Here is an 18,301-nt window from a genome sequence, read left to right on the forward strand (position 1 = left end):
CCCAAAGGTATTAGATCCATTCTACACCTGAAATGATTTTCTGGAAATAGCATTTTATTTTGTTTTATTTAGCAAATAATTCCGGACATACTTTATCCATAACAGGGTTGCGTAAGAAAGATAACGCCCTTTTTTCCAGATTAAAGAAAGCTCCAGGAATATTTGCGGATCGGCCATGGGAATGGAGGTTACCCTTTGGGGGTCCAGCTCTTGGCATATCTTGCTGGGCAAAAGCACAATCCCCAGTTTTGCTTCCACAATTTGAATCATGAGTTCCCGCTGTGATGTCTCAAAGATCACTTTAGGCTGAAACCCGGCCATTTTGCAGCGCATGACAATTTCGTCGTAGAGGCTGAAATCACGGTGATACAATACAAAACTTTCACCCGCCAGTGATGCAAAATCCACTTTGGGATACCGGGTTAAGGGGTGGTCCGGATGAACAACCACCCATAAAGGATCTTTTGTAAAATAAATTGCTTCATATAACTCTTGATTGGTTGGGCAGCAGATTAGGCCAACATCCAGGGAGCCGTCCTGGATGCCCAGTTGAACCGTTTTGGAACCGTATTCAAACAGGGTGATCTCGATATTGGGATAGGTCTTTTTAAACTCGCCCAGTAATTTGGCAAAGGTTGTGGCTCCGGTGATAGGCGGCATGCCAATGTTGATTTTTCCTTTTTCAATTTTAGATATGCTTTCCAGCTCCGTAGACATATGCTGAAACATTTCTACGACCTGCTGGGCTTCGGTAAATAAAATCTTCCCCGTATCGGTGAGCCGGACATATTTCGAGTTGCGGTTAAACAGGGCTTTGCCTAGCTCGGTTTCTAAATCCTTGATGGTTTTACTCACGGTGGACTGGGAAACACGAATTTTATCGGCGGCTTTGCTAAAGCTTTTTTGCCGCGCCACTTCAATGAAATATTCCAAATGTCTAATATCCATGGTTTACCCCCGTTGCTAGCAATATTTTATTATTCGATATAAGAATAGTCAACATGACAATTATGTATTTTACTAATAAACAAAATGTACGTAAAATGAAATTATCATTTAATTGTAAGATGAAAGTATTTTGTTAATTTCAATTATTAAGAAGGTGTTTTGTTTTATGCTCCCATTGCTGAAGATATTGCTGGTTTTTACCCTGATCATCTTCATGCTGAGAAAGAAAATCGGCCTTGGCACCACCATGATGGTATCCTCTTTATTGCTGGGCGCCCTTTTTGGCATGACCTTGATTCCACTGGTAAAACAAATGGTCCTTACGCTGGTGACGCCGGACACGCTGGAACTGATTACCGCCCTGGTGCTGATTATGATTTTGGAATCAATTATGCGCCAAACCGGCATGTTAAGATCCATGACCGAATCGTTGTTTCAACTGCCTTGGAACTTTCGTATATTAACCGTTTCCATTCCGGCCATTATCGGGTTTCTTCCTTCCGCCGGGGGAGCCAGGTTTTCGGCCCCTTTGGTGGGGCAGGCAACCTCGGAAATGCCCTATCAGGCGGAGCATAAGGTATTAATTAATTACTGGTTCCGTCATATCTGGGAATACTCCCTGCCCATGTATCCGGGAGTACTGCTGGCTTCGCATTTTTCCGGACTTGCCATCTCAACCCTGCTGTTGTGGCTGTTTCCCATTTCCATTCTCTGGGCTCTGCTGGGTTACTGGTATATCTTTAGAAATTATGAAAAGAAAGATGAATTGCGGCCAACATCAGAAGATGTTAACAGCGACCACCACACGGGTAGTTCCTTGATCGCTCTACTTCTCAATACTTGGCCCCTGTGGGCCACGGTGGTATTGGTGTTTGCCAATATTTCCATTGCGCTGGCTTTATGCGGGATACTGCTGGTTTTAATGATTCAAAAGCGCTATCCCTTGCTCCAGGTAGCAAAAACTTTGGTGGAGCCGCTGACTTTACGCATCATTATTTTAACCTGGGGTACCATGGCCTTTAAGGATGTACTGGAAGCCTCCGGAGCGGTACAGCAAATCAGCAGTGCCATTGTTGATTTCGGTGTACCCACGCTGCTGCTGGTTACCATTCTTCCATTGATGGCGGGCATGCTGACCGGCATTGTGCAGGCCTGCATCGGGGTAGCCTTTCCGTTGGTACTGGCCGTGGCCCATCCGTCGCCGGCCATTGTTATGCTGGCCTATGTTTCGGGTGTTTTGGGCGTGATGCTCTCACCGGTCCATCTTTGCCTCATTCTCACGGTGGAATATTTTAAGGCGGATTTTGTGCGTTCTTATAAACTTCTTTTTGCCCCCTGCCTACTGCTGATGGTTATGACCATGGCCATTTTCCAGGTTTTTCATTAAGCGGGCCAAGGGCCTTAACAATAAGATTTGGACAATTTTTTGAAACGAAAGTGTTTCTTATTGACAAAGAGCAGACAATTCTTTAATATGGTCTTAAGTTAAAGGGGAGTAGCTGGCATACTCAATATGCAGGTGGGGTCAACATACTGGTATAGCCCTGGTCCTACCGTTGATTTATCAATTAGCGAGACCTTTAACACAATTCTTCATTTTGGTGAAGAGTTGTGTTAAAGGTCTCTTTTATTTTTATAAATTTTTAGAGAAGGGGATTTTTAAAGATGCTAATCTTTTTAGGGGCAACCGTCATGGTGGTGTTGGCGGAAATGGGGGACAAGACTCAACTTCTGGCCATGGCCTTTGCCACTCGTTTTCCGGCCAAAGCGGTTATGTGGGGGGTGTTTCTGGCCACCATCCTAAATCATGCCTTGGCCGTTGCTCTTGGCAACTACCTTGGTACATCCTTTAATATGCAGTTGGTGCAAATGATTGCCGCCGCATCCTTTATTCTCTTTGGATTATGGACAATCCGGGGAGATTCCTTGGACGGAGAAGATAAACGGAAAATGATTTTAGGACCCATTATGACGGTGGCGGTTGCCTTCTTTTTTGCGGAAATGGGCGATAAAACCCAGTTGGCCACGGTGGCCCTGGCGGCAAAATATGATGCGCCGCTGGCCACACTCCTGGGGACCACCACGGGAATGCTCATTGCAGACGCCCTGGGTATTTATGTCGGCATTGTCGCCGGCAAAAAAATACCGGAAAGAGTCATCAAGTGGATTTCAGCGCTCACATTTATTGCTTTCGGTTATATCGGCTTGTATACCTCCGTCCCTAAAGAGTACCTTTCCGTGCCGAATATCTCCATATTAATCGGGTTAACCCTTGGGGCTGTTTACTTCCTCGGACGTCAGAATTCGGGTACCGCTTTAAGAGAATCAAAGCGATAAGGTAAAGTAGCTTTGCCTTCAACCGGGGATCAGGTTTGGCTTTGGGCCCGACGTTTTATGCCCAGCAGGCACTTGCGCATCATCAGGATGTCGCCTGCATCCTGTACGATGTAATAGAGTATCATGGGGGATTTCCAATTATAGCGGACCCGCAGGCGGGTAATCAGTCTGGTGCAGTTTTCGCCCATGGGATAGAGGACCCAGCACCATGTGGCTTCCCCTTTGGCATCCGTCCAAAGCATATAGCGGTTAGACTTCATTTCTTTGACCCACATCCCCATTTTTCCATCGGGACTAAAGGGGATTAGATCCCCCTCTTTCAACTCCTGGAACTCCGGAAGGATGCGTTCGGAGCTGGGAAAGCCCAAGTTGTCTACCCAGTCATAACTGTACCAACCGGCACGACGGCATCCTATCTGTATAATCCAGGGCCATATATCCTCCGGCCGTCCCTGGACGGTGACTGCCCGGGTAGCATTAAAAGTAGGATGCTGTACAATATGGTCACCCGGCATGGCCCTTTCAATCTCTTGGTTGCTGGCCCCCCATCTCAACTGCCACGGCCGGAACCAAAGCAAATAAAGGGGCAATGTTATAATTAGGAGCAAAGGAAGCAATAAAAATATAAATAGCCAGAGAATCCCTGTGACTATATATCTCCATCCCATTTTGCAGCCCGCCTTTTCTTTTTCTTTATTATAAGCCCATGAATCGCACGCAGGGATTCCCTTTTACCTAAATAAAAAAGCACCGGCGGTGCTTTTTTATTCTTTTTCCAGGGCCGGCAAGAAATATTTGCGGTTGAAAAGATAAAAGAAAGGGATTCCCAGCAGCGTTACAACAACGCCATAAAGGGCGTTGGCGGTATCCGTGGCCAGGGTTGAATATAAAATATAAATTCCTCCGATAATCCCCAGGACAGGAACAACCGGGTACAGGGGCACGGTATAGGGGCGCCTCAGATTGGGTTCCCTCCTGCGGAGAATCATTACACCCACCATACCGGCCACAAAAAAGATGTACATGGTAAATACCACCAGATTGGTCAGGGCATCGAAGGTACCGGTGGCAATATAGATGGAAGCCAGCAAGGTTTGCAGTAAAAAAGCATTGGTGGGCGTTTTGTAGGGACTCAATCTCCGGAGGATACGGGGAAAATCTCCTCCCTGGGCCATGGCAAAGGGAATTCTGGGATCGGTCAAAACATGGCCGTTTAAGCAGCCAAAAATAGAAATCATGATGCCGATGGCCAGCAGGGTTGCCCCAAACTCCCCAAACAAACGGTCGCTGACCAGATTAATGGCCGTTGTTCCGGCTCCGGCTATGGTATCCAGGGGAAGGGTCCGCACAATGGCAATGTTGATGGCCGTATAAACTACCGCGACGATAACGATTCCTAAAATGATGGATAACGGCAGATCCCGCCTGGGATTTTTTAACTCGCCGCTGATATTGCCGATGGTCTGCCAGCCGTCATAGGCCCAGAGGGCGGCCACCAGGGCGGCGGAAAAACCCGCCCCGCTGAAGGCTCCTTCCGCCATGGCCTGTCCCCCGGTTCCTCTGGTTAAGCCCACGGCAATAATCATCAACAGGGGGATCAGTTTGGCCACTGTGGATACGGTTTGAATATAACCACCGTATTTGGCTCCAAAATAGTTGGATAGTGTCAGGAGCAGCATGATACCGATGGCCACCAGCTTCATGCTTAAATTGGGCATGGGAAAGAATACTTGTACCTGGATAGCAAAAATAATGGCCAGCGCTGCAATGGTGCCGGGTCCCACAATGATGGTATAGATCCAGCCATATAAAAAGGAAGACATTCTGCCGTAAATACGGTGCAGCCAGGCATACAGACCCCCGGTCTGGGGTATGGCCGCCGCCAGTTCGGCAATGGTCAGCCCGGCCAATAGGGTAATAACCCCTCCTAACACCCAGGCCAGAATGCCCCAGGTTATATCCTGGGTTGAGGCGAAAACCTTGCCCGGTTTAAAAAAAACCCCGGAGCCAATCACTAAACCCACCACCGTGGCAACAGCCGGGAAAATACCGATCTCCCGCCTGAGTTCCTCTTTCAGCTCAACCTTCTCATCCATATTGAAACCCTCGCTTCTTTGGCTTATAAAATTCATATTTTATAGATTTAATCTTACCTTTTTAAGTGTAAAAAATGCGAAAGTTACACTGCACCCCAGGGGCTAGTTCTCTCTAAATAAATTTTTATGTTAAAAAATATAAAATTTGGTAGGATTATGTCGTTCTTAAATAGAATAATTTATTTTTAGACTAGTTATTGGAGGTTGAACATGAAACACCTATTGCGACTGATTCTTGTTAGTTTTTTGGGGCTGGCCTTTTTATTTCCGGCCCATGCGCAAGCCGAAAAGAACATCACGGTTTTTATGGATGGACTTGCAGTGCCCTTTGACGTGAATCCCACAGTTATGAACGGGCGAACTTTGGTTCCTTTCCGTGCTTTGGCTGAAAACCTGAACGTAGCCGTAACCTGGGATGCTAACACACGCACCATCGCAGCCACCGACTCCCAGACATCCATCAGCCTGCAAATCGGCACTCCCATTGCGCTTCGCAACGGATCAACCGTATCCCTGGACATGTCGCCCCTGATTATAAACGGGCGAACCCTGGTCCCCCTGCGCTTTTTTAGCGAGGCTTTCGGTTGTCAGGTTGTCTGGGATGAAACAGCTCACTCGATAAAAATCACCTCCCCTCCCCGGACCATGACAACGGTTGGTTTTTATGCCCTGGGAGACCAGGAAACCAGCAGTTGGACCAACCTCTTTGGCCAAACCTTCCCTGAATCGGCCAAAGGCAATACCGATGTGATTAAATCCCTGGCTCTGGGCTGGTACAGCCTGGATCAGGAAGGAAATCTGCTGACCACAAGCCGTACCGGCTGGCAGCGGCCGGACGACTATCAAAAGGTTTTGGAGGCTGCCGGAAAGTATCAATTAAAAACGGAAATGGTGATTCATTTAACCGATGGCGATAACACCATTACCAACCTGCTATCTGATGAAGGGGCTATGCAGCAAGCCATTGAGATGATTACGGAAGAAGCCGGAATTTATCAGGGGGTTAACCTGGATTTTGAAGGTCTTGGCTGGCAGGACAGCGCCGAAGAGTTAATTCATACCCGAGAAAGTTTTAGTTATTTTGCTAATCAACTGGTGGACCGGCTCCATGCAAAAAATCTCAAACTGACACTAACCCTTCATGCTCCCAACAGCGCTTACCAGGGCTACGACTATCAAAAGCTGGGTCAGATTGCGGATAAAATTATTGTCATGGCCTATGATTACGGTTCCAAACCGGAACCGGCAAGCCGGGTCATTGAAGCGGTGGAGGCAGCCGTACAGGCAGTTCCGGCCGAAAAGCTCCTGCTGGGTATTTCTGTTCCCAACGAAACTCCGGACAGTATTATTACCAAGGTTGGCATTGCCAAACGCTATGGCCTGAACGGCATTGCCCTGTGGCGTTTGGGGCTGGTTTCCAATGAAATGTGGAATTCCTTACGGGCTACGGTGCAGGCCATATAGATTTAAGCAGGATTGTGTTTATAGATAAAATAAAAAAGGAGAACTCCGGTTAATATCCGGGTTCTCCTTTGAATATTTTGTTCCCATGATCCTTTATTTTTGTTCGCCCAGGTGCCAGACAACCCCTTCGGCCTGGGATCTGGTCTGGCAGTGCGGGTTGTTTTTGCAGTCCTTGGACAGATAACGGCACTGGCGGCATGCTTTGTATCGACTCGACAGGCTCACTCTGCCGGCGGTTGCCGAATATAAGAAATCACTTAATAGTTTAGTCATAAAAGATCCCTCCACTCTTGCTTTTCTTATAAGATTAGTTTAATCCCTATTCCTTTCATTTCAATTACACCTTGTGCTTGGAAGATAACAATTTAATGAACAAAAAGTTAAATATTCAATTGAAATTCTTTATTTATAACTGAGGGATGATCCTTAAATGAATAAAACTGAACCAAGAGAGCGGCCAAAGGAAAAGCACCCGGGGGTCCGGGTGCGATCAAGGCTAAAGGGATTTCCAGGGACAAACTCTTTTTTCCAGGTAGTCCAAACCCACGTAAATAACAAATCCCATCAGGCTCATGGCAATAATTCCTGCAAACATATGATCATAGGACATTCCGGACCAGGCATCCAGCAGGTAATACCCCAGGCCTTCTTGACTGGCTACGGTTTCCGAAGTGAATAAAACGGCAATGGCCGTACCCGAAGCAATGCGCAGGGAGGTAAGCACCTCGGGAATCACTGCCGGTCCGATTACGTGTTTATAAATATCCAGACGGGTAGCGCCCAGGGAAAGAACCGAGTTAATCAGCTCCCGGTTAATGCCCCGGGCGGCATCCCGGGTGGTAACCAGTATTTGAAAGAATACCACCAGTATAATTAAAGTGATTTTGGAAAGATCCTGTAAGCCCGCCAAAACCATCAATACCGGGAGAAAAACGATTTTGGGAATAGGATAAACAATATAAATTAAGGGGGCAAAATAACGGTCCGATTTTTCTTCCCGCCCTAAAAACAAGCCCAGGGGAACCGCCAGCAGCAGAGAAACCGCCAGGCTGACCAGTACCCTGTACGTGCTGATATAAAAATGATATTTTAGGGGACCCAGCATTTCATAAAAGAAGGCTTTAAAGGAAGGAACCGGTCCCGGCAGCGCCCCGATGTCCAGCAGCCACGACATAAACTGCCAGAACAACAGAAGGCCGATCACCGAAAGAAGGGTAGCCTTCCATTTTGCTTTTTTACCTTGGTTGCTCACTGTTCCAATAACTCCCGCAGCCCTGTGGCCATTTGGTAAAATTCTTGGTTCTTGCGATATTCCGGGGTTCCGGCCCTGGGATTGTCCACAATCTTTGCGATCCGCCCGGGGTGAGCCGATAAAACAATAATTTTTTGCCCCAGGAATACGGCCTCTTCAATGCTATGGGTTACCAGCATAATGGTAATCCGGTCCTTTAACCAGATGTGAAGAAGCTGCTTCTGCAAAGCTTCCCGGGTCAGGGCGTCCAGGGAGGAAAAGGGCTCGTCCATCAACAACAGATCCGGGTCCAAAGCCAGGGCTCTGGCAATACCAACTCTTTGCCGCTGGCCGCCGCTTAATTGGGAAGGATAGCGGTCCTTCATTTCCCATAAGCCCAGCTCTTTTAAAATGGCGGAGATTTTTTCCCTTTTGATATTCTCCGGCACCTTCCGGATATCCAGGCCCAGGGCAGCGTTATCCCAAACCTTCTTCCAGGGCAGCAGCCCGTGATCCTGCAGGATTAAAGCGGTTTCCCGGCGTCCCCGGTAAACCCGGTCTCCATCCACCAGCACTTGTCCGCTATAACCCTCCAGCAATCCTGAAAGGAGATAAAGCAGGGTGGATTTTCCTGAACCCGATGGTCCAATAATGGCACAGGTGCTGCCCCGGGGAATGGCAAAGGAAATATCCCGCAAAGCCTGAACCCGGGAATCCTTCTCACCATAGTTAAAAGCAAGCTCCGTTACCCGGACCATGGCGGCATGACTGGCCCCTTGGTCGATCATTTTTCCAGAACCCGCCCGTCCACCATTTGTTCATAGGATAGTTTATCCTTTAACAGATCATGATCCAGCATCCACTGCACCACTTTATCGATATCCTCAGTGGCCGGCAGTTCCGGTTGGGAGTAATGAAACTTAAGCTTTTGCGTATTGTCTGCCAACAGCTCCTGAGGAACCTTGGCCTTTTGCACTAAAATATCGTTATATTGTCCGGGATCTTCCTGAATATCGGAAACCGCTTTGGCATAAACCTTCATCAGCTTTTGCATCCCTTCCAGATTGCCGTCCAAGGTTTCCTGCCGAACGATGACCACCGTTGGGGCCACTGTTTCCTTGGTGTTATCGGCAATTAAATGAGCTCCGCCCATTTCCGCCAGGGTGGCCATGGGGTCCGGCAGGGTTGCCGCCTTAACGGTGCCCTTCATTAAAGCCTCCATTCTCACCGGAAGCTTGGGAATGGCCGTCTTTTTTATCTCCTCCGCTTTCAGCCCCTGGGACAGCAGGAGTTGATCGGTAATGTATTCATTAATGGAATTCAAAGACATGGCAATGGGCTGGTTTTTCAGTTGTTCCGCACTGGTTATGCCTGAATTGGGCGCTGCTAAAACAGCAAACCGGTTTTCCCCGGGCTCAATCCCCTGGCCAACCGCTACGGCCTTTACTTTGGTGCCGGCGTTATTCATGGCTGCCACAGCCAGCAGGTCTCCAATGGCCCCGTCAATTTGTCCCGCCCCGAAGGCACTGTCCCTCTCGAGGGCACTGGGAAAATCAATGAGTTCCACTTCCAGACCTTCGGCTTTAAAATAACCTTTTTGTTCCGCCACCCAGAAGGGTAAATTATCGGCAATGGGCAGCATGCCAAGCTTTAGTTTGGCCGGCTGCTTGTCCGAACACCCCACCAAAATAGTAAAAAGGGATAAAATTAGAACCAGGGAGAACCACTTTACAGACTTAAACAAGTTTTTCACTCCTTCAAAATCTTCGCAATATTATCTAAGACAAAATTCTATTTTAGAATTGTAAATCCTCCATATTTCCCGAACTTTCTCCATCCGAAAAGCTTTCCGGTACCCTGCCGGAAAATTTTATGTTGGTTGGCCAAATAAAAAATAATCCCTGGAGCAGTACCGGCCTGCCGCCAGGGATTTGTTACGGATTACTTCTGTTCATCAGCGGGCGGCGTAAACACCCGGGCGGCCAGCTCCACATCCAGCAGGTATAAGCCGTTGCTGTCGTCACCAATGCGCTTCAGTCTCTTAACCAGGCCGCTGAAGGTACTTTCCTCTTCCACCTGCTCATCAATGAACCATTTAAGAAAACTGATGGTGGCGTGTTCCTTTTCCTCCACTGCAATATCCATCAGACCATAAATCCGGCCGGTAACAAATTGTTCGTGCTTGTAGGCCTGTTCAAAGGCATCCAGCACCGAACGGTACTCATTATTGGGCTCATCCAGGCCATACATCAACACTCTGCCGCCCATATTGTTCAGGTAATCAAAAAACTTCATGGCATGAAATTTCTCTTCTTCTGCCTGCACCTTAAAAAAATGGGCAAACCCCGGCAAATCCTCCGCAGCGCAATAGGCGGCCATGGCCAGGTACAGGTTAGCCGAAAACATTTCATATTTTATCTGTTGGTTTATTTCAGCCAAAAGTCTATCACTAATCATGAATCTGCCCCCTCAAAAATATTTTCCAATTTATCCTTCCCCAACAAAAACTTTTTTACCATGCTTATGACTCTGCTTACACTTTATTTTCATTGTCAAAATTATATTCTTTTAAGAAATATAAAAAAGCCGCTCCCCCATTTGGGAAGCGGCTCATTCATGTTCCCCAACGCGCAAAGCCCCTGATTATCTGACCGGGGAAATAAACCTACAAATTGCCCTCATGGGGTTTAAAGGCTATTCGAGCCGCATGGCACTGGGGACATTTAAAGCTTTCCACCAGTTCATCCAGCTCGTCCATATTTTTACATCGGGCCGCCCCCTCCAATTCTCCCGGCGGGCGCTCCTTTTCAGGATCATAAATATAACCGCATAAACTGCATTTCCATTTTTTCATTCTATCAACTCCTTGTCTAATTTTTTGTATATAAAATCATAACAAGCAATAAAAACAAGTCCATTGCAATTGAATTACTTTTCCCTTAAATCCTATAAGCCTATGGAGCCAGGTATTATTTCACAATCCTTACCGGCTGCACTTTACCGGAGGCGGCCCTTTTCTGCCGGTGGCGGCTCCGGGAATCGTAGGGGCAGTTGGCTTGCAGGAAAAGCTCCACAAAATCATTGGCAGGAGAAGCCGTCAGTTCCTTAAAGGTTCCCACCTGCTCCAGCCGCCCTTCCCTCATGATGGCAATGCGGTCGGCCAATTTTATTGCTTCCTGAATATCGTGGGTAACTAAGATAATGGTTTTGCTCAGTCTTGCTTGGAGTTTCAGCAGTTCATCCTGCAGTTGATTCCGGGTGATCTGGTCAATGGCTCCAAAGGGCTCGTCCATCAGGATCATCCGGGGATCCGCCGCTAAAGCCCTGGCCACTCCAATCCGCTGCTGCTGCCCGCCGCTCAGTTCCCCGGGATATCTTTTGAGAAGCTCCAGGGGCAATCCCACCAGTTCCAGAAGTTCCTCCGCCCGCTGCCGACATTGGCTTGGGGATCGTCCCATGATCTTCAGGACATAACCAAGATTCTTTTCAACGGTTAGGTGAGGCAGCAGACCAATCTGCTGGATAACATACCCGATGCTGCGCCTCAATTGGATCGGGTCCCATTGGGCCACTTCCCTGCCCTCTACCAGGATTCGTCCCCCGGTTTTTTCCACCAGGCGGTTCACCATTTTCAGCAGGGTGGTTTTGCCGCATCCGGAAGGCCCGATCAGCGCCAGGGTTTCCCCGGCCTGTACTTCCAGCGAAACCTCCGCCACAGCCGCCCTTCCTCCATCATATATTTTGCTAGCTTTTTCAAAGCGTAATACCGTTGCCACCCCCTGGGTGCAAGGCCCATGGCCCGGCCCCGCTTATTTTAACAAACCCTTGGACTCCAGGAATTCCTTGGCCACCTGTTTGGGGTCCAGCTTTTTTTCGTCCACCTTATAATTCATTTCCGTCATATCCTCATCGGTAATCTGCCCCTCCAGCTTTTTTAAAGCGGTTTCAATTTCCGGATGTTTTTCCAAGACATCCTTTCTCACAACCGGTGCGCAGAAATAAGAAGGAAAATAATTTTTATCGTCCTGTAAAGTCACCATATTATAACGTTTAAGCAATCCGTCGGTGGAAAAGGCATTGATTACATCCACTTTGCCCGAGTCAATGGCCGGGTATTTCAAGGCAATGGCCATTTGTTCAGCTTTTTTAAATTGAAATCCGTAAGCCTGCACCAATCCCTCATATCCGTCTTTTCGCTCAAAGAAATCGGGCTCCGATCCAAAAACATACTGATTGGCTACCTTGCTCAGATCCGAAAAGGTTTTAAGCTGATCCTCTTGCTGCTTTTCAGCCGTCAGGGCCAGGGTAAAGGTATTATTAAACCCAAACATCGGCAGCCAAACCAGATTGTATTCTTTTAAATATTCTTCTTTTACCGCCCGGTACAGCTCTTGGGAATCCTTGGGAGTATTTCCCTTTTTCAAAACATCCAGCCATCCGGTCCCGGTATACTCGGGGTATAGATCAATTTCTCCCTTCATTAGAGCAGGATGCAGAATGGAGGTAGTGCCTCCCTCAATGGCTTTGTATTCCACCGTCAGTTTGGTGTCTTGGGCCAGCAACTGCATCATGATTTCAGCCAGGATATAGGACTCGGTAAAGGGTTTAGAGGCAACTCTTATTTTTGCTTCTCCCTCTTCCCCGCCCTTTGGGGCTTCGGTCCTGGCACAGGCTGAAAGCACCAGCAGCAAAGGCATTATAAAAAGCAGAAGTTTTATCCAAGCCTTTTTTCTCATCTTTTCACCAACCGTTCCTGTTTATTAAACTACATTGCCCCGGGTCCGTTTTAGCAGTTTCTTCTCCAATAAGGCCAAAAATCCATCGGTGGTCAGGGCCAAAAGGGCCACCAATATACTCCCGGCCACCGTCAACTGCGTATTGTAAGTCATAATCCCTCTGAAAATCAAGGTTCCTAGACCGCCGGACCCGATGAAAGCGGCAATGGTTGCCACCGATATGGTCATCACCGTAACCGTCCTGAAGCCTGCGACAATAACGGGTAAAGCCAGGGGAAGCTCCACCTGGACCAACAACTGCCAATCTGTGCTTCCCATCCCCCGGGCCGCCTCAATCAGGTTCTTGTCTACCCCCAGAATGCCCACATAAGTATTCCTTACCAAAGGAAGCAATCCATAAATAAAGAGAGCAAAAAGAGTGGGTTTTATACCGATGCCCAATAAGGGAATCATAAAGCCAAAGAGCGCCAGTACAGGAATGGTATAAAGAACCCCTGTCAGGAAAATAACCGGTTGGGCAAGCTTCCTTACACGGGTGAGCAAAATTCCCAAGGGCACACCCGCCACCGTGATAAAGAAGACCGCCACCAGGGATAGGACCACGTGTTCCAATAAAGCTTGCCCAATCAGTTCTTGGCGTTCCAGCATTAATTGTCCGACACTAACAATAAAATTCATGCGTATATCTCCAAATACAATTCAACATCTATTGCTCCTCATGATCCAGCCGCTTTAATCCCAACCTCTCAAGATAGGCCACCAGATCTTCCAGTCCGCTTTTTTCACTTAATTTTTGACCGTTCACCCAAATCATGATTCCCGGGATTTTCTCGTCAAACCGGTAAGAAAGCTGGACCTGTTCTCCAAAATACCATTTGATAACGCCTTCAATAAATTTATAATCATGGGACAGTTGACTTCTCCCGGAAGTGCAGCCTTCAGGGGGTCAACCGGGCTTGCCAAACTTATTGGGCGGAATGGCGCCTATAATCTCAATGGTTGCTTGCACTATGGATCCCTCCCAAAAGATAATATTAACCAAAAACAGATACTTGATGAAAGGACTTATGACCTTTTCACCAGAGCGGACATGGCCGAAGCAATATCGGGATATTTAAACGGATAATTCATTTCCGAAATCTTTTTGGGCATGACCTTCTGGCCCTTTAACAATAACTCTTCCGCCATCTCTCCCAAAACCACTCTGGCTAAAAATCCGGGAAGGCGGGTCCAGGACCTCTGGCCCAAAGCACCGGCCAAGGCTCTGTCCAGTTCAGCCATGGTCACCGGTTGAGGACTGCAGCAGTTTACCGCACCCCGGAATCGCTCATCCACCAGGGCCAGGCTTATTAGGGCAACCAGGTCCTCCATGTGGATCCAGGAACACCACTGTCCGCCGTCTCCAATATAGCCGCCCAGACCAAACCGGTAAGGAAGGGATATTTTTTCAAAGACGCCTCCCCCGGCCTTGAGAACCATTCCCAAGCGGCAAAGAACCACCCGGATCCCGTCCGGCTCAAGGGCCAAGGCCTCCTGTTCCCATTCCAGGCATACCCTGGCCAGGAAGCCTTCTCCCGCCGGGCTTTCCTCGTCAAAGGCCGCTGTTGGATGGACGCCATAATAACCTACCGCCGAAGCATTGATAAAGATTTGGGGAAAAGGAAGACCCGCAGTCTGATTTCTTTTAATACTTTGCGCCAGTTGACGGGTTATCCGCAGCCTGCTTTCCAATATCCGTTCTTTCGTCCGGGTTGTCCACCGTCCTGCCGAAATATTGTGCCCTGCCAGGTTGATAACGGCATCCGACTGCCCGATGAGATCCTGGGAAAACAACTTATCGCCTTCGGGAAGTTTGGCGTAAAAAATGTCCTTCTGCCGGGGCGGTGGATCCCTGCGGGAAACAATGACCACCCGGTACCCCTGGAGGATGAGGGCTGCGGCCAGCTCTCCGCCCACAAATCCCGTTCCACCTGCCAGTAAAATATTCATTGTACCCTCCTTCTTCCCAATCCTCTCCTTTCTTTAACGCCATCTACTCTATATTGCTAGACTGGGAATTATTTTAATTCTTAAAACTTGAAAAATCCCTAAATATTGATTACTTATATCCTACAATATTTACTTAAAAATACTTATATTCTTTCTGTATTCTAAAATAAGTTTTTTAAACAAATATAGACAACGGTTTTTGTTTTAATTTTGTTTAACCGCTAATAAGCTAAAAGGCCGTCAAAACCTTGACCGCCTTTAAGAATGTTTTATATTTAGTGCCAATCACAGGCATCATCACCAGCTAGGTTTGGAGTTTTTGTAACGGTTATTTAAATGACCCATTTACTTCTTTATTGCCTGATGTAAAATCCATGATATATTTGCAGAACTGGGTTAAGTCGGTCAAACGATTCTGCATTAAATCATAGAGCTCTTCCGGGGTCACCTTATTGTAATCATGGATTAGTCGGTTCCGGTAGCCGGCAATTCCTGCAATATTTTGGGCAAAATCAGCGGGTAAACAGTTTGCTTCCCTTAATTTTTCTATGACAGAGCGGTAATCCACCGGCACCCCCAAGCCGGATTTAATGACCACGTGGCGGCCTAAATCAAATAATGCTTCCAATGCTCTACGCAGTCTGTTTTCCGCAATATCAATGGCGTCTTCATCAACCCGAAATTGTTCCATCGGTGTATTTGCCAGACGTTTTAGCCGATTTACCGAGTTTGTAATAATTCCAATCCTTTCTGAAATTAAAGAGTGATTATACATCTAAATCCTCCTTTACGGTTTCATATAACTCTTTATAACCGTAATCCAAGTGATACTTAAAGTCCATATAACGTCCGGAAATTAAATATTCGTAGTCCGTTCGAAGATCGTCGTCCGACGAGTAAATAACCTTTCCTTTGCTGATAATTTCAAAAGCCAGGGCCAGGGAGGCTTTTTGCAGGAATAATAAATCCACTTCCAGAGGACCAAGTAACTCAGCCAAATCCGGATAAAGCTCCATATACAGGTTTACCGGACTCAATGGAGCATTTAGCGTCAGCACCGCTAAATCAATATCTCCGGCATGCTCTTGATCTTCAATATAAGAGCCAAACAAATATACGGCAATAATATCCGGATATTTTTTAAATATTGGGGTTAGAGATTCGCTGTTTAAATCCCTCATACTAATTCACCTTCATCTAAATTCTTTATTATCCAATCTTATTTAAATAAAAAGTCCTATTATTTGTTAATAATAGGACTTTTGCTGCAAATACGTTTAAAATTATTGTATGTTATATTCCATATACTGTCAATTAGCTTTTTGCGTTCATTGCCTCCGCTAAATTTTCTCGTTGCCCGTGTTCAACTTAACAATTTCCGAAAGGGGAACCAGCTTAATTCCTTCTTTTTGAATCGAAGGAATGGCTTCTTTAATCGCTTCAGCCGTTATATTTCCCCCTTGTCCCACATGTCCGATAACCACTGCAAAGCCCTGCTTCTTGGCTACCTTGCAGGCCTTGGACAGTTGTTTTTGGATATGGTCCTTGCTCTTAACATCATCTAAAAAGATATCTCTTTTTACACAGGGAATATTCATGGATTTGGCTGCGGGGATTACCTGAGAGTTCACGGAGGTTAAGCTGTCCAACACATATAAGCCTCTATTTTGGGCTACTTCCAGCATGGGAATAATTTTTTCCTTGTTGCTGGTGATTCTGGAACCGGTATGATTATTAAATCCTTTGGCGTAGGGCACGGTCTGAAGGTTTTTCGTGAAAGTGGCTTTAATCTCCTTATCACTCATATTGGATACAATGGCTCCCGGTCCCAGCCAGGAGGCCTTGCCCTTTACCGGCTCCATGGGCTGGTGCAGAATCACTTCATGTCCTCTCTGATGCGCTTCCCGGCTTTGCTCCACCGAATGGCTTAAGTTGGGCATGACCGCCATGGTTATGGGAATGTCCATGGCCATAAATTCTTTTACCCCGTGGGTATCCGCCCCCCCAAAATCATCAATGACAATAGCCATGACCGGTTGAGTTTTTTCTATGGCGGCTTTGGAAGTAAAAATATTTTTTTGCAGACCCCAGTATCCCAGGCCCAGCATGAGACAGACCAGAAGTATCCCCGCCGCGGTTCGTAAATGTTTCAAATGACTCACCTTTTCTATTGGATTTGTAGGAAAGTTTTAATTTTATCCATCACCTTGACATCTTCCGGTGGCGAGGTTTCTTTCTTTTTCAGATAGTCCACGATTCCCCGGGATATGGCTGCGGCAATTTTTTGCTGGTATTGCTGATCCAACAGCTTGGCTCTTTCTCCAGGATTATTAATAAAACCCGTTTCCACAATAACACAGGGCATATTGGTATGGATTAACAGATAATAGCTACCGGTCTTAATGGAACGCTGCCGGACCTCCGGTATTTGATGCAATTCCTTTTGGATACACTGAGCCAGCAGTTTGCTTTTAGTCGAGTTTTTATAAAAAAAGGCTTCCGGACCGGAACATCTCTCCCGGCTCACATTCACATGGATGCTGACCATAGCATCGGCCCCGAATTCTTTGGCCATATCAATCCTGCGATTAAAATCGTACCGTTTAGCCTCTTTGCCGTGTAACCCAAGAATGGCATGGTTGTAATCGCCATATCGGGTTAACATCACTTCAACTTTTTCTTTCCTAAGAATCTTTATGATTTCCTTTGATATTTCAAGGTTTATCTGCTTCTCGGCAACCCCTTGACGTATGGCGCCGGGATCATAGCCCCCGTGCCCTGGATCAATTACAATTCGTCCCGGCTGACTCTCTGCCCAGCACTGCCCTGGAAACAGCAGCAGGATTAAAACAACAATGACCCGCAGCCCCACAATTTCACCTCATTTTTAAAAAATATTATTCCAACAAAACCATTAAAAAAATCCCTTTTGCTTTTTGGGATCTTCTTGGTTTACTTGATTTTCTTTCTAATATCTTACGTTTTTATAATCCATCTAGACATTTTCTTACAATCATGGGATTATTATTGCAAAAATCGGATGTTTTCAAGAATTATTGGTGAAATCGCCCCAAACAACCACAAAAAAAGGATGCGTCAATGATGAACGATAAGGTGGTAATGAAGCTAAATCAGGTAACCAGATCCTTTATTATGGGCGAAGTGATTGTTGAAGCCCTGAAAGAAACCTCCCTGGAAGTCTACCAGGGAGAATTGTTGGTTATTTTGGGACCCAGTGGTTCAGGGAAAAGTACGCTGCTGAATATCGTGGGCGGCATGGATTTACCTTCTAGCGGAGAGTTGTTTTTTAATGGTGAAAATCTGAGCCAAGCCGGAGATACTTCTTGTCTCAAAATAACTAAAAAACCGGTTGGTTATCAACCAACATAAAAAATTCCTGCCTCCGGACCAGAATTCACCAGTACTTAATTAATATAGAAGGGTTTTAAAAGGATCGAAAATAATGTAAAATTCTATGAATACGAATTCTCCTCTTGGAA

General features: G+C 46.7%; 21 protein-coding genes and 1 riboswitch. Of the genes, 4 read left to right on the forward strand and 17 right to left on the reverse strand.

What is annotated here, in order from left to right:
- Window positions 1-54: 54 nt before the first annotated feature.
- The gene (locus tag DESRU_RS16260) at window positions 55-948 is read right to left on the reverse strand and encodes a LysR family transcriptional regulator (protein ID WP_013843177.1); all 894 of its coding nucleotides are present in this window, start codon (window positions 946-948) and stop codon (window positions 55-57) included.
- 166 nt (window positions 949-1,114) lie between these two features.
- Between DESRU_RS16260 and DESRU_RS16265 the strand changes: the two genes are divergently transcribed.
- Both DESRU_RS16265 and DESRU_RS16270 read left to right on the forward strand, forming a co-directional pair.
- Window positions 1,115-2,335, forward strand: a complete 1,221-nt coding sequence (locus DESRU_RS16265) for a DUF401 family protein (protein ID WP_013843178.1) — start codon at window positions 1,115-1,117, stop codon at window positions 2,333-2,335.
- 91 nt (window positions 2,336-2,426) lie between these two features.
- Window positions 2,427-2,590, forward strand: a riboswitch (yybP-ykoY riboswitch).
- Window positions 2,591-2,613: 23 nt separating this feature from the next.
- On the forward strand, window positions 2,614-3,285 hold the full coding sequence (locus DESRU_RS16270) for a TMEM165/GDT1 family protein (protein ID WP_013843179.1): 672 nt from the start codon (window positions 2,614-2,616) through the stop codon (window positions 3,283-3,285).
- 29 nt (window positions 3,286-3,314) lie between these two features.
- Here DESRU_RS16270 and DESRU_RS16275 read toward each other — a convergent pair whose 3' ends face one another.
- Complete coding sequence (locus DESRU_RS16275) at window positions 3,315-3,875, reverse strand: hypothetical protein (protein ID WP_187290583.1); 561 nt, start codon at window positions 3,873-3,875, stop codon at window positions 3,315-3,317.
- Between the two features lie 174 nt (window positions 3,876-4,049).
- Entirely contained in the window at window positions 4,050-5,381 is a 1,332-nt protein-coding gene (locus tag DESRU_RS16280) for an APC family permease (protein WP_013843181.1), read from the reverse strand.
- Between the two features lie 210 nt (window positions 5,382-5,591).
- On the opposite strand from DESRU_RS16280, the gene DESRU_RS16285 reads away from it, so the two are divergent.
- Complete coding sequence (locus DESRU_RS16285; protein ID WP_013843182.1) at window positions 5,592-6,845, forward strand: stalk domain-containing protein; 1,254 nt, start codon at window positions 5,592-5,594, stop codon at window positions 6,843-6,845.
- 93 nt (window positions 6,846-6,938) lie between these two features.
- Here DESRU_RS16285 and DESRU_RS16290 read toward each other — a convergent pair whose 3' ends face one another.
- The 14 genes from DESRU_RS16290 to DESRU_RS16355 all read right to left on the reverse strand — a co-directional run bounded on the left by DESRU_RS16290 (window position 6,939) and on the right by DESRU_RS16355 (window position 17,673).
- Entirely contained in the window at window positions 6,939-7,118 is a 180-nt protein-coding gene (locus DESRU_RS16290; RefSeq protein ID WP_013843183.1) for a hypothetical protein, read from the reverse strand.
- A 223-nt stretch (window positions 7,119-7,341) separates the two neighbouring features.
- Window positions 7,342-8,097: an ABC transporter permease gene (locus DESRU_RS16295; protein WP_013843184.1), complete on the reverse strand. Its 756-nt coding sequence runs from the start codon at window positions 8,095-8,097 to the stop codon at window positions 7,342-7,344.
- Window positions 8,094-8,864 (reverse strand): ABC transporter ATP-binding protein, encoded by a 771-nt coding sequence (locus DESRU_RS16300; protein ID WP_013843185.1) that lies wholly within the window; start codon window positions 8,862-8,864, stop codon window positions 8,094-8,096. Before DESRU_RS16300 ends, DESRU_RS16295 begins: the two co-directional genes overlap by 4 nt.
- Window positions 8,861-9,820 carry an ABC transporter substrate-binding protein gene (locus DESRU_RS16305; protein ID WP_013843186.1) on the reverse strand — a complete coding sequence of 320 codons (960 nt, stop codon included), beginning with the start codon at window positions 9,818-9,820 and terminating at the stop codon, window positions 8,861-8,863. The genes DESRU_RS16300 and DESRU_RS16305 overlap by 4 nt, the downstream gene beginning before the upstream one ends.
- A 197-nt stretch (window positions 9,821-10,017) precedes the next feature.
- On the reverse strand, window positions 10,018-10,533 hold the full coding sequence (locus DESRU_RS16310; RefSeq protein WP_013843187.1) for a ferritin: 516 nt from the start codon (window positions 10,531-10,533) through the stop codon (window positions 10,018-10,020).
- A gap of 208 nt (window positions 10,534-10,741) precedes the next feature.
- The gene (locus tag DESRU_RS16315) at window positions 10,742-10,930 is read right to left on the reverse strand and encodes a rubredoxin (RefSeq protein WP_013843188.1); all 189 of its coding nucleotides are present in this window, start codon (window positions 10,928-10,930) and stop codon (window positions 10,742-10,744) included.
- Between the two features lie 115 nt (window positions 10,931-11,045).
- Window positions 11,046-11,792 (reverse strand): ABC transporter ATP-binding protein, encoded by a 747-nt coding sequence (locus tag DESRU_RS16320; protein ID WP_238446316.1) that lies wholly within the window; start codon window positions 11,790-11,792, stop codon window positions 11,046-11,048.
- Window positions 11,793-11,885: 93 nt separating this feature from the next.
- Entirely contained in the window at window positions 11,886-12,812 is a 927-nt protein-coding gene (locus tag DESRU_RS16325) for a glycine betaine ABC transporter substrate-binding protein (protein WP_013843190.1), read from the reverse strand.
- 24 nt (window positions 12,813-12,836) lie between these two features.
- The gene (locus DESRU_RS16330) at window positions 12,837-13,490 is read right to left on the reverse strand and encodes an ABC transporter permease (RefSeq protein WP_013843191.1); all 654 of its coding nucleotides are present in this window, start codon (window positions 13,488-13,490) and stop codon (window positions 12,837-12,839) included.
- A 387-nt stretch (window positions 13,491-13,877) separates the two neighbouring features.
- Window positions 13,878-14,801, reverse strand: coding sequence for a TIGR01777 family oxidoreductase (locus tag DESRU_RS16335; protein ID WP_013843192.1), 924 nt, complete (start codon window positions 14,799-14,801; stop codon window positions 13,878-13,880).
- A gap of 328 nt (window positions 14,802-15,129) precedes the next feature.
- Window positions 15,130-15,576 (reverse strand): type VII toxin-antitoxin system HepT family RNase toxin, encoded by a 447-nt coding sequence (hepT, locus tag DESRU_RS16340; protein ID WP_013843193.1) that lies wholly within the window; start codon window positions 15,574-15,576, stop codon window positions 15,130-15,132.
- On the reverse strand, window positions 15,569-15,982 hold the full coding sequence (gene mntA, locus DESRU_RS16345; protein ID WP_013843194.1) for a type VII toxin-antitoxin system MntA family adenylyltransferase antitoxin: 414 nt from the start codon (window positions 15,980-15,982) through the stop codon (window positions 15,569-15,571). Before mntA ends, hepT begins: the two co-directional genes overlap by 8 nt.
- Before the next feature lie 159 nt (window positions 15,983-16,141).
- Complete coding sequence (locus DESRU_RS16350; RefSeq protein WP_013843195.1) at window positions 16,142-16,954, reverse strand: divergent polysaccharide deacetylase family protein; 813 nt, start codon at window positions 16,952-16,954, stop codon at window positions 16,142-16,144.
- 14 nt (window positions 16,955-16,968) lie between these two features.
- Complete coding sequence (locus tag DESRU_RS16355; protein WP_013843196.1) at window positions 16,969-17,673, reverse strand: N-acetylmuramoyl-L-alanine amidase family protein; 705 nt, start codon at window positions 17,671-17,673, stop codon at window positions 16,969-16,971.
- Window positions 17,674-17,900: 227 nt separating this feature from the next.
- Here DESRU_RS16355 and DESRU_RS16360 point away from each other — a divergent pair, with 227 nt between their 5' ends.
- A complete protein-coding gene (locus DESRU_RS16360; RefSeq protein ID WP_013843197.1) occupies window positions 17,901-18,191 on the forward strand; it encodes an ATP-binding cassette domain-containing protein in 291 nt (96 codons plus the stop codon).
- Window positions 18,192-18,301 lie beyond the last annotated feature (110 nt).

The sequence above is a fragment of the Desulforamulus ruminis DSM 2154 genome (assembly GCF_000215085.1).
Taxonomy (GTDB): Bacteria; Bacillota; Desulfotomaculia; order Desulfotomaculales; family Desulfotomaculaceae; genus Desulfotomaculum; species Desulfotomaculum ruminis.

Coding starts and splice junctions, on each gene's coding strand:
- DESRU_RS16260 (WP_013843177.1), bottom strand. CDS start 948: ATGGATATTAGACATTTGGAATATTTCATTGAAGTGGCGCGGCAAAAA.
- hepT (WP_013843193.1), bottom strand. CDS start 15,576: ATGTATAATCACTCTTTAATTTCAGAAAGGATTGGAATTATTACAAAC.
- DESRU_RS16310 (WP_013843187.1), bottom strand. CDS start 10,533: ATGATTAGTGATAGACTTTTGGCTGAAATAAACCAACAGATAAAATAT.
- DESRU_RS16265 (WP_013843178.1), top strand. CDS start 1,115: ATGCTCCCATTGCTGAAGATATTGCTGGTTTTTACCCTGATCATCTTC.
- DESRU_RS16270 (WP_013843179.1), top strand. CDS start 2,614: ATGCTAATCTTTTTAGGGGCAACCGTCATGGTGGTGTTGGCGGAAATG.
- DESRU_RS16315 (WP_013843188.1), bottom strand. CDS start 10,930: ATGAAAAAATGGAAATGCAGTTTATGCGGTTATATTTATGATCCTGAA.
- DESRU_RS16325 (WP_013843190.1), bottom strand. CDS start 12,812: ATGAGAAAAAAGGCTTGGATAAAACTTCTGCTTTTTATAATGCCTTTG.
- DESRU_RS16360 (WP_013843197.1), top strand. CDS start 17,901: ATGATGAACGATAAGGTGGTAATGAAGCTAAATCAGGTAACCAGATCC.
- DESRU_RS16280 (WP_013843181.1), bottom strand. CDS start 5,381: ATGGATGAGAAGGTTGAGCTGAAAGAGGAACTCAGGCGGGAGATCGGT.
- mntA (WP_013843194.1), bottom strand. CDS start 15,982: ATGAGGGATTTAAACAGCGAATCTCTAACCCCAATATTTAAAAAATAT.
- DESRU_RS16330 (WP_013843191.1), bottom strand. CDS start 13,490: ATGAATTTTATTGTTAGTGTCGGACAATTAATGCTGGAACGCCAAGAA.
- DESRU_RS16335 (WP_013843192.1), bottom strand. CDS start 14,801: ATGAATATTTTACTGGCAGGTGGAACGGGATTTGTGGGCGGAGAGCTG.
- DESRU_RS16300 (WP_013843185.1), bottom strand. CDS start 8,864: ATGATCGACCAAGGGGCCAGTCATGCCGCCATGGTCCGGGTAACGGAG.
- DESRU_RS16290 (WP_013843183.1), bottom strand. CDS start 7,118: ATGACTAAACTATTAAGTGATTTCTTATATTCGGCAACCGCCGGCAGA.
- DESRU_RS16285 (WP_013843182.1), top strand. CDS start 5,592: ATGAAACACCTATTGCGACTGATTCTTGTTAGTTTTTTGGGGCTGGCC.